Annotated in this window: 13 protein-coding genes and 4 tRNA genes; 10 read left to right on the top strand and 7 right to left on the bottom strand. The window is 58.9% G+C overall.

Annotated elements, in window-relative coordinates; translation table 11 throughout:
* The first annotated feature begins 46 nt into the window (after nt 1–46).
* Complete coding sequence (locus ACEVBK_RS03350; protein WP_375057189.1) at nt 47–1,666, top strand: sensor domain-containing diguanylate cyclase; 1,620 nt, start codon at nt 47–49, stop codon at nt 1,664–1,666.
* A gap of 92 nt (nt 1,667–1,758) precedes the next feature.
* Nucleotides 1,759–2,727, top strand: a complete 969-nt coding sequence (locus ACEVBK_RS03345; RefSeq protein ID WP_375057188.1) for a hypothetical protein — start codon at nt 1,759–1,761, stop codon at nt 2,725–2,727.
* 1 nt (nt 2,728) lies between these two features.
* On the opposite strand, the gene ACEVBK_RS03340 is transcribed toward ACEVBK_RS03345, so the two are convergent.
* Nucleotides 2,729–3,037, bottom strand: coding sequence for a putative quinol monooxygenase (locus tag ACEVBK_RS03340; protein WP_375057187.1), 309 nt, complete (start codon nt 3,035–3,037; stop codon nt 2,729–2,731).
* Nucleotides 3,038–3,347: 310 nt separating this feature from the next.
* Here ACEVBK_RS03340 and ACEVBK_RS03335 point away from each other — a divergent pair, with 310 nt between their 5' ends.
* Nucleotides 3,348–3,557 (top strand): cold-shock protein, encoded by a 210-nt coding sequence (locus ACEVBK_RS03335; RefSeq protein ID WP_106454005.1) that lies wholly within the window; start codon nt 3,348–3,350, stop codon nt 3,555–3,557.
* A 125-nt stretch (nt 3,558–3,682) separates the two neighbouring features.
* Nucleotides 3,683–4,879 (top strand): multidrug effflux MFS transporter, encoded by a 1,197-nt coding sequence (locus ACEVBK_RS03330; RefSeq protein WP_375057186.1) that lies wholly within the window; start codon nt 3,683–3,685, stop codon nt 4,877–4,879.
* Here ACEVBK_RS03330 and ACEVBK_RS03325 read toward each other — a convergent pair.
* Nucleotides 4,876–6,048 (bottom strand): MFS transporter, encoded by a 1,173-nt coding sequence (locus tag ACEVBK_RS03325; protein ID WP_375057185.1) that lies wholly within the window; start codon nt 6,046–6,048, stop codon nt 4,876–4,878. The two genes, ACEVBK_RS03330 and ACEVBK_RS03325, sit on opposite strands and share 4 nt — an antisense overlap.
* Nucleotides 6,049–6,150: 102 nt before the next feature.
* On the opposite strand from ACEVBK_RS03325, the gene hfq reads away from it, so the two are divergent.
* Nucleotides 6,151–6,549 carry an RNA chaperone Hfq gene (gene hfq, locus ACEVBK_RS03320; protein ID WP_375057184.1) on the top strand — a complete coding sequence of 133 codons (399 nt, stop codon included), beginning with the start codon at nt 6,151–6,153 and terminating at the stop codon, nt 6,547–6,549.
* Between the two features lie 12 nt (nt 6,550–6,561).
* On the opposite strand, the gene ACEVBK_RS03315 is transcribed toward hfq, so the two are convergent.
* Together ACEVBK_RS03315 and dapA are read right to left on the bottom strand one after the other, a co-directional pair.
* Nucleotides 6,562–7,143, bottom strand: a complete 582-nt coding sequence (locus ACEVBK_RS03315) for an HAD family hydrolase (RefSeq protein WP_375057183.1) — start codon at nt 7,141–7,143, stop codon at nt 6,562–6,564.
* Nucleotides 7,144–7,186: 43 nt separating this feature from the next.
* Nucleotides 7,187–8,059: a 4-hydroxy-tetrahydrodipicolinate synthase gene (gene dapA / locus ACEVBK_RS03310; RefSeq protein WP_375057182.1), complete on the bottom strand. Its 873-nt coding sequence runs from the start codon at nt 8,057–8,059 to the stop codon at nt 7,187–7,189.
* 293 nt (nt 8,060–8,352) lie between these two features.
* Here dapA and rsmC point away from each other — a divergent pair, with 293 nt between their 5' ends.
* The 5 genes from rsmC to ACEVBK_RS03285 all read left to right on the top strand — a co-directional run bounded on the left by rsmC (nt 8,353) and on the right by ACEVBK_RS03285 (nt 10,847).
* Nucleotides 8,353–9,372, top strand: coding sequence for a 16S rRNA (guanine(1207)-N(2))-methyltransferase RsmC (rsmC, locus tag ACEVBK_RS03305; RefSeq protein ID WP_375057181.1), 1,020 nt, complete (start codon nt 8,353–8,355; stop codon nt 9,370–9,372).
* A gap of 126 nt (nt 9,373–9,498) precedes the next feature.
* A tRNA-Leu gene (locus tag ACEVBK_RS03300) sits at nt 9,499–9,584 on the top strand.
* Between the two features lie 66 nt (nt 9,585–9,650).
* Nucleotides 9,651–9,736: transfer RNA gene (locus tag ACEVBK_RS03295), tRNA-Leu, on the top strand.
* 73 nt (nt 9,737–9,809) lie between these two features.
* A tRNA-Leu gene (locus tag ACEVBK_RS03290) sits at nt 9,810–9,895 on the top strand.
* A 118-nt stretch (nt 9,896–10,013) separates the two neighbouring features.
* Nucleotides 10,014–10,847: an ion transporter gene (locus ACEVBK_RS03285; protein WP_375057180.1), complete on the top strand. Its 834-nt coding sequence runs from the start codon at nt 10,014–10,016 to the stop codon at nt 10,845–10,847.
* A gap of 32 nt (nt 10,848–10,879) precedes the next feature.
* Here ACEVBK_RS03285 and ACEVBK_RS03280 read toward each other — a convergent pair whose 3' ends face one another.
* The 3 genes from ACEVBK_RS03280 to ACEVBK_RS03270 all read right to left on the bottom strand — a co-directional run bounded on the left by ACEVBK_RS03280 (nt 10,880) and on the right by ACEVBK_RS03270 (nt 12,646).
* A complete protein-coding gene (locus tag ACEVBK_RS03280; RefSeq protein WP_202083002.1) occupies nt 10,880–11,080 on the bottom strand; it encodes a hypothetical protein in 201 nt (66 codons plus the stop codon).
* A 57-nt stretch (nt 11,081–11,137) separates the two neighbouring features.
* Entirely contained in the window at nt 11,138–12,487 is a 1,350-nt protein-coding gene (gene rlmD / locus ACEVBK_RS03275) for a 23S rRNA (uracil(1939)-C(5))-methyltransferase RlmD (protein WP_375057179.1), read from the bottom strand.
* A 74-nt stretch (nt 12,488–12,561) separates the two neighbouring features.
* Nucleotides 12,562–12,646 (bottom strand) — tRNA-Leu (locus tag ACEVBK_RS03270).
* Between the last annotated feature and the right edge of the window lie 29 nt (nt 12,647–12,675).

Genomic DNA, 12,675 nt, shown 5'->3' with positions numbered 1-12,675 from the left:
AAGGAAGTGTAGCCACGCAGCTCCTTCCCTATCGGCAGGTGGATAAATGAAACCCTTTAATTCCTTGTTTCGTGTCGATTTAAGGCTCCTTATTTTGCTGCTGGCACTCTGCAGCGCCCTCTTGACCCTGGCTAATATCTTTTATGCCAGCTACCGGGTGCAGCATGATCTGTTGATCCATAACACCCTGGAATCCAACCGAGTGTATGCCGCCAAGTTGGCAGACAGCACCGAGCACTTCTTCTCGGCCGCACAGCAACAGCTGGCTTTCAGTGCCGGGATCATATCCCCCCGGTTCGGGGATAAACGGCTGCTGCAGGCCGAAGCCGCCCGCCTGCAGCAGCAAACCGACAGCTTCAACACGGTAGTGGTGGTCAACCGCTTCGGCCAGGTCCTTGCCGCCTCGCCTGAGCAATTGTCGCTAATCGGCGTCCGCCTCGACACTCCCGGCGCCAAGGAAGCATTGCGGGAACGCCGCCCCCTGCTCAGCCAACCTTATCTGTCCGCCAGCAACAACTTGATCGCAGCCTTGTCTTCCCCGGTTTTTTCGGACGATGGCCATTACCTTGGCTACATCGGCGGCACCCTGCACCTTAAAGAGAAGAATATCCTCAACGCCCTGCTGGGAGAACATTATTACAATGACGGTTCTTACCTTTACGTGGTGGATAACCAGAAACATCTTATTTACCACAAAGATCCGGCGCGGATCGGGGAACGGGTACAGGGCAATCCGGCCATCGATGCCGTGACCCGGGGAGAACGCGGGGTACTGCGGCTGGTGAACAGCCGGCATATCGACATGCTGGCCGGCTTTGCTCCGGTTCCTTCGGCAGGCTGGGGCGTCGTGACCCAGCGCCCCACCGCGGCCACCCTCGCCGAGCTGGATGACAAGATGCTCGCCATCTTTGTCCGCAGTCTGCCGCTTTCCATCATCACCTTGCTGTTTATCTGGTTTTTTGCCGTTTTCATATCCCGACCGCTCTGGCAACTGGCCACTCACGCCCAAAACATGGACTCGAACCAGGTGCGTCGTAACATTACCCTGATCCGCTCCTGGTATTTTGAGGCAGCCCAGTTGAAACGCGCCATGCTCAAGGGCATCGGCCTGCTGCACGAAAAGATAAGCCAGCTCAACCTCGACAGCCGGACCGACGCCATGACCGGCCTGCTGAATCGCAGGGCATTGCAAAGCATGCTGGAGCGCTACCAGCAGCAGCAAAGCTCTTTTTCCATCATCGCCCTGGATATCGATCACTTCAAAGCCATCAACGACAACCATGGCCATGATGTGGGCGATCAGGTCATCAAGACATTGGCACAACTGATGCGGGAAAACTCGCGGGCAACGGATCTGTTGTGCCGCAATGGCGGCGAGGAGTTTATGATGCTGTTGCCACACAGCTCCCTCGAAGCTGCCGGCCAGGTAGCGGAACGGCTCAGAATATGTGCCCGGGAACACCGGATGCCCGAAGCGGGGCCTGTCACGATTTCGTTGGGAGTCACTTTTTGTGCTGCCGGCCAAGAAAACATCAAGCAGGCGTTGAAAATAGCGGATCTGGCATTGTACGAAGCCAAAAAACGAGGCCGAAACCGGACCATCCTCAGCCGGGATGGCCAGGCTTTCAGCGAGTATTCCTCGCAACAGCCCCCCGCCGGCGGCTGAAAGGCCACCGGGCAGGCATTATTATTGGGGTTGGAAATGGCATTCTGTCACCAGTAACATAGCCTTAACCGAAAAGGCAAAGGAACGATGCCATGAAACAAATATGCTTGGCGGTATTGCTGGCCATCAGCCCCCCCGTGCTGGGAGCAGATGACGATACGGATTTACCACGCTGGGCCGTGGAGAGGATCACCCCCGTCCACGATGCCGTGTCCGACTGGGTGACCAACAGCTCCCGTAATATCGATGGTTTTTTCGGCACCGACGACAGCCTTCATGCGGAAAACGGCTCTTACCTGCGCCTGAGCCAGGAGTTGGAATGGAATGAAAGCGACCATTTCACGACCGAAACTGCGGCGCGTTTCCGGCTCGACCTGCCTACCACCAAAGACAGGTTAAGGCTGATCATCGAAAGCGATCCCGAAGAGTCCCAGGGGACCCTGTCCGAGCAAGGTTCCCACCGGCTAAGGGCCGACCAGCGCGGTACCGGTAGTTCGGTGATTGGCCTGAACCGGCTCAGCGGCCGCGATAAAACCGAGCAATGGGACTTTCGGGCTGGTGCCGGGATCAAGTTTCGATGGCCGCTTGACCCCTATGTGCGCTTTACCGGAGAGCGACTGTGGCAACTGGATGGTCCCTGGCAACTGGAGTCCTACAATCGCGCGTCCTGGTTCAATGAAGAAGGCTACTCGGTGCGCAGTAAATGGGATATCGGCCGGCCGCTGGATGCGAACCATCACCTGCGCTTTATCACCAATGTGCAATGGCAGGAGGAGGTCGATACCCTGGAGTATTCCGAGGCGGTCGAGCTCAACCAGATCCTGGGTAAACGCAGCGTAATGCGCTACGCAGCCGTAGTCATAGGACGAAGCGCCTCGGACCCACGGCTGCACGACTATTACCTGCTCACGCACTACCGGCGCAACCTGCACCGGGAAATACTCTTTGTGGACCTGATCCCTGAACTGCATTTCCCCCGCGAACAGGATTATGACCCGCAGTTCGGTATCACACTGCGGCTGGAAGTGATGTTCAGGGGTGATCTTGTCCGCCGCCGCTGAGTCACACCGGCCGGTACAGCCTGACGTCTGCCTCGGCCACCAGGGTCGGGGCGACCTGTTCGAAGTAATCCTTGATATAAGGCTGGGCGCAATGGGCGTCAAATACTTCCCGGCTGGCCCACTGTTCGACGAAAACGCAATCCCAGGGCTCGCCGTTGGCCCCAGGATAAGGCACTTCCTCGGTCAGTTGATACAACAAGCACCCCTCTTCCCGGTGGGTATCGGCAACCAGGCTTTTCAACGCTTGCTGCAGTTCAAGGGCCTTGCCGGGCTTGGCTTTGAAGCGGGCAACACAGTATAACGCGGACATATTCCATCCTTTCTCGGGGGTCAAAACGCTTGCCTATGCTATTACATCCACCAGCCCGATGAATACCCCTGAGCCACTGTAAAGCCGAGGAAGAGGCCCCATGTGAAAGTTCGATGAAACCGCGACGGCTCACAAAAATACCTGTTGACCCCCACCAGGTAACGGGTTAGAGTGACCACAGCTCGAAGAATACGGCTATATTTATGTTCTTGTTACGAAGTTCCTAGTAGTACCTCGTCCTGTATTTCATAAGTTAAACCGGTATTTTTCACAGCTAGTTATTTATGTAAGTTTGTTACAGGATTTAGGTATGTCTAATATCGTTAAAGGTAAAGTAAAGTTCTTCAATGAGTCCAAAGGATTCGGTTTCATCGAGCAAGAACAAGGTCCTGACGTGTTTGTTCACTTCAGCGCCATCCAAACCCAGGGTTTCAAAACTCTGGCTGAAGGCCAAGCCGTACAGTTCACTGTAGCTCAAGGCCAAAAAGGTCCTCAGGCTGAGAACGTAGTTCCTCTGTAAGAGACTACCTCACCAAGAATTGCGAAGCCGTGCCCCAGGGCGCGGCTTTTTTATTGCCTGTCCCCCTGATTTTTATTGACCCCTCGGTTATAATTGCTCCTTTTTCCCGCAAAAGGACAGTCCAAATGGCTAAAAGCCCCGTTGTCAGCCTGGTTCTGCTGCTGCTTCCCCTGATCCTGTTCGGCCCCATGGGCATCGATATCTACCTGCCGGCGATGCCGCAGATGGCCCGCTCGCTCTCGGTCAGCGCCGCCGATATCCAGCTCAGCCTGTCGGTATTTATGCTGGCGGTGGGACTGGGACAACTGGTATTCGGCCCCCTGGTGGATAACAGGGGCCGCCGTCCGGTCGCACTTTGTGCCATCGGCCTGTTTTTTGCCGGCGCTCTGGTAGCTTCGCTGGCCCACAACCTGCCGCTGCTGTTGCTGGGCCGGCTGATCCAGGGATTGGGCGCCTGCGGCACCTCGGTGGTGGCCTTTGCGGTGGTGCGCGACAGGCTCAATGCGGCCGACAGTGCCCGCGCCTACTCTTACCTCAACGGCGCCCTCTGCCTGGCCCCGGCGCTGGCACCGGTATTGGGAGCCTGGTTGACTCTACGCTTCGGCTGGCAGGCGAATTTCGTTTTCCTGGCCCTGTTTGCCGCTCTGGCCCTGGTGCTGGTCATGATCCGCCTGCCGGAAACCCGCCCGACCCAGACCCGCCACCAGCCGCTGCTCTCTCCCAGAGCGTACCTGGCGGTATGGCAGCATGGCGCCTTCCGTGTCTATGTGATGACCTGCATCGCCGCCATGGGCGGCATCCTCACCTACGTGACCTTTGCCCCGATGATCCTGATGGAGCAGGTGGGACTGAATGAGGCTCAGTTTGCCCTGGCCTTCAGCGCCAACGCGCTGGTGGTGATGACAGCCAGCTTTTCCGCTCCCCGGCTGAGCCGGCGCCTGGGCCGGCATCGGGTGGTCAGCGGCGGCGCCTTCTGCCTGCTCGCTGGCGGTACCGGCATGATGCTATGGATGCAGTCGGCGCCCGGGCTCTGGGCCTTTATGCTGCCGGTGGCGCTGTGTTCGGTAGGATTTTCGCTGGTATTGGGTGCCGCTGCCGCTTCCGCCATGGCGCCCTTCGCGGACAGGGCCGGCCGCGCCGCGGCCCTGCTCGGCTGCCTGCAGATGGCGGGAGCCGCTACCGCCGCCTATCTGGCCTCGCAATTGCCTCTCCCTGCGGGTGAAGCCTGCGCGCTCACCATAGTGGTACTGGCACTGCTGGCGCTGCTGGCGCTGACCCGCCTGCCCCGGGAGCAAAGGGTGCTGGCGGACGCGGATGCCTAAAAGCGCCCAATGGCACACCTGGACAACAGCTTGAGCACCATGGCGCCCAGCAGTATGCACAGGCCCAGGCTGAAGGCGGTATCTACCCCGTAATACACCAGGCTGGCGCTCAACAGGCCGGCACTGAGCATTTGCAGGGCACCGGACAAGGCAGCTGCGGCGCCGGCCAGATCCCGGTAGGGTTCCAGTAGCCGACTCATGGCATTGGGAAAGGCCATGCCGTTGCCCAGGGCCTGGATAAAGATACCGGTGATCACCCAACCCGGTTGCAACGGCACCAACAGCACCCATAGCCCGGCCACCAGTTGAATAAAAGGGCTCAGCCGCAGGATCTGCTCGGCCGGCACCCGATGCTGGATCCGGTTATTGATGATGCCGCCCAGCAGCAGACCCAGGGCCGGAAGCAGCGCCCAGCTGCCATACTCCGCCGCGCTCATGCCGATTTGCTGCTGCATCACGTAGGGCATCACCGACACCGAAACCATCATCAGCGCAAACTGCCCCCACAGCATGCCGCCATGGCCGAGGAAATGGCGCTGTCCCAACAGCCGGCGATAGTTGGCGACGATTTCCGCCAGGCTCATGGGTCGCCGCTGGCCGTGATGGGTTTCCCGGAACCCGGCCAGCAACAGCAGCCACAACAGGGCCAGATAGAGCAGCATGGCGACAAAGACGCTGTACCAGCCCAGGTGGTGGCCGATAACACCCCCCAGCGCCGGGGCAATGATGGGGGTAAAGGCAGCGGCCATGGCGATGTAGGAAAGGGCATTGCGCAAGGCCGGGCCTTCGAAGCTGTCACGCAGCATGGCCCGAGAAACCACGGCGCCGCAGCCGGCACCCAACCCCTGCAGCAAGCGCCCCAGCAGCAGCCATTCGAAGGAGATCCCCGGCAACAGACACAAAATGACGCCCAGCAGCGCCAGCGTCAGGCCGGCCAGCAGCACCGGGCGGCGGCCCCGGGCATCGCTCAGGGGACCATACAGCAGTTGCACCGGGCCGAACGCCAGCAGATAGACGGAAATCAGTAACTGGACCCGATCCGGGTCTTCCGCCAAGGCCAGGCTGATCGCCGGCAGCACCGGAAACAGCAAGCCGACACTCAGTTGTCCCATGCTGACGATAAGGCAGGCCAGGATAATGGTGCCGGCCGTAGATATCGGCTGTGCCAAGGACGCTCCTTAAGTGAACGGATTAATTTGAGCTTTACTTTGACAAGTCAGGTATTCATTAAGCACAATCAAGGTTGCAAAATAACAAACAGGACTGCCTACATGACCGCCCAATCATCTAACCCCCAATCGCTGCAGCAAGCCTTCTCATTGGGTAACGGACAGGATGCGGCACTGAACTGGCTGCGCAAGAATCAAACTCATTGCGCCATCTTCCTCACCAATGGCATCAAGCTGGAAGGGATGATCAGTGCCTTTGACCAATACAGCATTTTGTTGTCTGACCCCCGCGGCCAGCAACAGCTGATCTATAAAGCCAAGATTTCCACCATTTCTCCCGCCACCCGCCGGCCGCCGCGCACCGGGGTCATTATCAACAAGCCTCGCCGTCCGCGTTACGAGAGCCACCACGATCACCACAACCATCGTGATGAGCATCATAATCACCGGGACGAACAGCACGACCACTCCCAGGATGACGACCAGGGCGACCAGCGCTGATGGCCCAGCGAGTCAGCCCCACACGGGCTGGCCCGCCACCACCATCACACAGTCCATCCCCGCTGCCAGGGCCGCCTGCCGTCCGATCGGGGTATCCTCGAACACCAGGCAACGCTCGGGCCTGAGCCCCAGGCCTTTTGCGGCCAGCAGATAGGTGTCCGGATTGGGCTTGTGCGAGGTCACGTCATCGGCGGTAACCACCACGGGGAAATACGCCTGCAACCCGGTATTGCGCAACACTTGCTCCGCATTGATCCGGGATGAACCGGTGCCGATGGCCAGAGGCCGGTCGGCATATCGCTCCAGCAACGCCAGCATGGCAGGGAAAGGCCGGGCTTGCGGTAGCAAGCGTTGATAGTGGCCGTTCTTGAGCTGCACCACCCGCTCACCATCCAGGTTGAGCCCCTGCTCGCTATTAATGATATCGACAATCTTGCGACTGGGAACGCCACCCAGGGCATACAGCCAGTCGGCATCGTAGCCGAAGCCAAACTCCCGCGCCGCCAGTTCCCACGACGCCAGGTGCAGGGGCATGGTATCAACCAGGGTACCGTCGAGGTCGAAGAGTAAGCCGTCAAATTGTTCCGGATTCATGTGCCCTACCAGAATAAGATGGCCGCTTGCGCGGCCATGGGGGTTAAATCAATTCCAGTTCTTCCATCACCCGGCGGATGCGCGCCTTGGTGCTGTCCTGCAGCGGTACCACCGGGATGCGACAGTCCTCGCTGGCCAATCCCAACAGTGACAGGCCGTATTTGGGACAGGCCGGATTGGGCTCGGCAAACATCGCCTGGTGCAGCGGCAACAGCCGATCCTGCAAGGCCCGGGCTTCCTCCCACTTACCGGCCAGGGTCAGTTCCTGCAACTGGGCACAGAGCCGGGGCGCCACGTTGGCGGTGACCGAAATACAGCCCTGGCCGCCGGCCACGTTATAGGACACGGCAGTACCGTCTTCGCCGGAGAGCCAGGCAAACGACTTTTTGATCAACTGCCGTTCGGCCCAGGGGCGCGCCAGATCGCCGGTGGCATCCTTCACCCCGGCGATGCGCGGCAGCTCGGCAATACGCGCCATGGTCTGGGGACTGATATCCACCACCGCCCGCGGCGGAATGTTATACACGATGATCGGCAGTTCGGTGGCATCGTGCAGCATCTTGAAGTGGGCGTAGAGACCATCCTGATTGGGTCTGTTGTAATAGCCGGCCACGTGCAGGGTGGCGTCGGCGCCCACCTGCTGGGCACAATTGCTGTATTCGATCGCCTCTACCGGGTTGTTGGAGCCCGCACCGGCAATCACCGGAACCCGGCCCGCCGCCTGCTCCGCCACTATTTCAATCACCCGACAGTGCTCGTCATGGCTCAGGGTCGGACTTTCCCCGGTGGTGCCCACCGGCACAATGCCGTGAGTACCCTCCTCGATGTGCCAGTCGACGAGGCGGCGCAGGGCCGCCTCGTCGAGACGGTCACCGTCAAAGGGGGTAAGCAGGGCAACTAAAGAACCGCGAAACATGGAAACTCCTTCTCCTGGCTAGAGGATTGAAATATATGGATTAAAAAACCCCGGTCGCTGCTGCGTAACCGGGGTTTGAGAACTTCTCGTCTTGAAGAGGATCAGGCGTCGGTCACGCAACAGGGGATGCCGCTTTTCGTTTAAGCGGTTTGACCAGTTTGCGTTTAACGATAAAAACCATGAGTTGCACCTGAAAAGACCTTGAACTGCATCTTTTGCTAATGACCGGCAAATGTCAAGGGGGGCGGCGCCATGTATAATGCCCAATTGTCCTATTTATTACGGAGCCCGAGATGTTTGAGGCCTTGACCCCGGTCAGCGAAATGCTGGCCCGTAACCTGGATACCCTGAGCCGCCAGCCGCTGCTGGTCTGCGGCCTGCTGGAGGACGACCTACCCGGGATGCTGGCCGAGGCTGGTCCCGCACCCCGGGTGTTCACCACCGACTTCCGCTATTTTCAATGGCTCAGGAGCAAAAATGGCGCCGACGCCGAGTTTGGCACCCAGCCCCGGGCTGAGACCGCCGCCGGCCTGCTGTTGCTGATGCCCAAGGCCAAGGCCGAGGCCGACTACCTGCTGGCCGCTTGCCTGCCCCTGCTGCCTCCCGGTGCCCCCATTTTTATTGCCGGCGATAACAAGGGCGGGGTCAAGGCCGCTCCCAGGTTGCTGGCTCCTTATTGCGAGCAGGTGAACAAGCTGGACAGCGCCCGTCGCGCCAGCCTGTACCAGGCCAGCTTAACTTCGCCCGTGCCAGCCTTCACGCCCGCGGACTGGATCTGCCGTTATCCGTTGGTGGAAGAGCAGCTGCAGATCTGCGCCCTGCCGGGAGTCTTCAGTGCCGCCCACCTGGACTCCGGTTCGAAACTGCTGCTCGACACGATGACCGACCTCGGTGGTCGGGTACTCGACTTCGGCTGCGGCGCGGGCGTGATCGGAGCCAGTCTGCTCAAACGCCACCCGGGGCTGGAGCTGGAACTTATCGACATCAATGCCCTGGCGCTGGAAGCCAGTCGGCTGACGCTGGCAGAAAACCGGCTGCAGGCCAAGGTCTACGCCTCCGACGGGCTGGCCCAGGTAACAGGTAAATTCAATTACATCGTGACCAACCCGCCTTTCCACGCCGGTCTGAAGACCTTCTATCACACCACCGAAACCCTGCTGACCCAGGCGGCCGATTATCTGCTGCCGGGAGGATCTCTGATTCTGGTGGCCAACGCTTTCCTGCCCTATCCGGAATTGATCGAGCGAAGTTTCGGCCATTGCGACACCCTGGCCGCGACCGGCAAGTTCAAGATCTATCGGGCCACTCGTTGAGTTTTCGCACAGATTGTCTATTTTCTGACTGACCGGCGGTGAATGCCGGTTTTTTTTAACTTTCCACGGAAAAAGCGTATTGACGACCGATAAAAAATCTATAGAATTCGCAGTCCTTAGCGCAGTGCGAGGGTGGCGGAATTGGTAGACGCGCTAGCTTCAGGTGTTAGTGTCCTATGGACGTGGGGGTTCAAGTCCCCCCCTTCGCACCAAGTTACTTTTAAGGTAACGCTAAGCAGATGACGGCCTCATCTAAAACAGCCGGACAATTTGAGTATGCGAGGGTGGCGGAATTGGTAGACGCGCTAGCTTCAGGTGTTAGTGTCCTATGGACGTGGGGGTTCAAGTCCCCCCTTTCGCACCAGACTCCATGCAGTTTGGTAACATACTCAAAATCAGGATGGTGGCTCATCTAAAACAGCCGGACAATCAGGTATGCGAGGGTGGCGGAATTGGTAGACGCGCTAGCTTCAGGTGTTAGTGTCCTATGGACGTGGGGGTTCAAGTCCCCCCTTTCGCACCACGATTGTTGATTCAGATTTTTCCCTCCCGACAGTCTTTCTCCCGTGTCTCATCTGTATTATCTTATCGCCCGCGCCAGATGGTGCCGTCGTTGTTTGTTCCGAATTCGAGAATGTCCCATGAGTAACGGATTTGCCCAGCTGCAGGCCCAGTTTTTACGTTTGCGCAGCAACAAGCTGTTCGAAGGCTTCGTCATCAGCGTTATCGTGCTGTCAGCCCTGGTGGTGGGAGCCAAGACCTATGACAACGTCAATCGTTTCGAACATATCCTGGCGGTGCTGGATGCCGCCGTGACCCTGTTCTTCCTGGTGGAAATCGCCATTCGCATGGCCGCCGAGCCCAGATTCAGAGACTTTTTCAAGTCCGGCTGGAACCTCTTCGATCTGGTGATAGTACTGGCCAGCATCATTCCCATCGACAGCAGCGAAACAGTGCTGATTGCCCGTCTGCTGCGGGTGTTCCGCGCCCTGAGGCTGGTCTCCATGATCCCCGAGCTGAGGGTGTTGCTCAACGCCCTGGTGGTGTCGATTCCGCGCATGGGCTATGTGGCACTGTTGATGTTTATCATCTTCTATATCTATGCGGCCATCGGCAGCTTTATCTTCGAAGATATCGACACCTTCCTGTGGGGCAATATCAGCCTGGCGATGCTGACCCTGTTCCGCATCGCCACCTTCGAAGACTGGACCGATGTGATGTACGACACCATGGAGGTATATCCCTACAGCTGGATTTACTACATCACCTTTATCTTCCTCACCGCCTTTATCTTCCTCAACATGATGATCGGTATAGTACTGGAAGTCATGCAGAGCGAGAGTGCCAAGTTCAAGGCAGAAAACGGGGAAGGGCCGGAGCAGGAGAGCCGGGCGCTGCATCAGGAGCTGGGCCAGTTGCGGGAACAGCTGAACCGGGTCGAGGCCCTGTTGCGGGAAAACAACCACCAGCCTTGAACCGGGCCGGGAAGGGAGCCTTCCCTACCGCTTCAGGCGCCCAGCAGCAACCCCAGTGTCAGCCCCAACCCGGCCAGGCCGCCCACCGGTAACCAGTACCAGTACCGGCTGACCGAAGGCATGGCCAGCACCAGGGCAAAGAGGGCAAAACCGGCACTCAACCACAGGGTGAGTGCCGTCGCAGGTACCCACCACACCAGCAATAACCAGCCCAATACCAATAACACGACCATATCCGCCTCCTCTGTCGAGTTATTGATAATAGTTATCATTTATTAATTTGCAAGGTTTTATTTCTCACCGGGCCGGCGGGTCAGCAGGGCCACGGTTTCCACATGCATGGTATGGGGGAACATATCCACCGGTGTCGCCTGCTCCAGTACAAAGCCATGGTCGGTCAGCCAGGCCAGATCCCGGGCCAGGGTCTTGGGATTGCAGGAGACATACACCAACCGCTCCGGGCGCATTCGGGCCAGAGTTTCCAACAGGGCCGGATCACAGCCTTTGCGTGGCGGATCCACCACCACTACGTCGGCACGCACTCCCTCGGCATAAAGCTCGGGTACCAGCAGCTCCGCCGCACCCTGATGGAACTCGACGTTGGTGATGGCGTTCAAGGCCGCATTGGCACGAGCATCGGTAATGGCCTCGGGTACCAGCTCGATGCCGATCACCCGATGCGCTTTACGAGACATAAACAAGGCGATGGTACCGATGCCGCAGTAGAGATCGAACACCACCTCATGCCCCTGCAGGCTCGCCTGCCGCAGCGCCTCCCGATACAGCACCTCGGTCTGGCGCGGATTGACCTGATAAAACGACAGGGGCGAGATGGAAAAGGCCAGGCCATCCAGGCTGTCGCCGATGCTGTCTTTTCCCCACAGCAGGCGATTGTCCGGGCCCAGGACCCGGTTGCCGGTTGCCGTGTTGAGATTGAGGATCAGGCTGGCCAGGCCGGAGACCGCCCCGAGCTGCGCCACCAACTGCTCCAGCGCCGTTTCGGCGGGTATCTCGGCCACCACCAGCACCACCATCACCTCGCCGCTGTTGACCCCGTTGCGCACCATGATATGGCGCACACAGCCGACGTGCATCGCTTCGTTATAGGCGGGCACGGCACACTGGCGCATCCAGCTCCGGATCAGGCGTACCACTTCGGTGGTCTCCGGCGCCTGCACCCGGCATTCGTCGACCTCCACCAACTGATGGCTGTGCTTGGCGTAAAAACCGATATAGGGGCCGGGCTGTACCGCGTACTGGGCCTTGTTACGATAATAAAAAGGGTCGCTCATGCCCAGGGTATTGGCGACCGGGCAATCCAGCCCCTGGGCCTGCAGCGCCTCCAGCAGCAATTGCCGCTTCAGTTCGAGCTGGGCACTGTTGCTCATGACCCGCAACTGACAGCCGCCACAAGCGGTGTAGGGGCAGAAATCCTGGCAACGGCCGGCGACGGCCTGCAGCAGTTGCACCGCCTGGCCATGGCAATAGTTGGGCTTGACCAGGGTCAGGCGAACCTCGGCCCGCTCACCGGGCAGGATACCTTCGATATAGAGCGGGCGTCCCTCCAGGGTGGCGATACCATCCCCTTTGTCGGTAAGGCTGTGAACAGAAACGGTAACCAGCTGGCCGGGCTTTAACATGGAAGTGAACTCTGTGCAGTGAAGCTGTATACAGCTTGGCAAAAACAAAAAAACCCAGCATCGGCTGGGTTTTATGGTAGCAGTGGCCGGACTCGAACCGGCACGCCCGAAGGCAAGTGATTTTGAATCACTCATGTCTACCAATTTCATCACACTGCCACTTGGTAGTCTCACCGAGGTGAGCGGCT

Source organism: Zobellella sp. DQSA1 (assembly GCF_041950555.1).
Lineage (GTDB): Bacteria > Pseudomonadota > Gammaproteobacteria > Enterobacterales > Aeromonadaceae > Oceanimonas.
The sequence above is the reverse complement of the archived record's forward strand: the minus strand, read 5'-3'. Positions and strand labels throughout refer to the sequence as shown.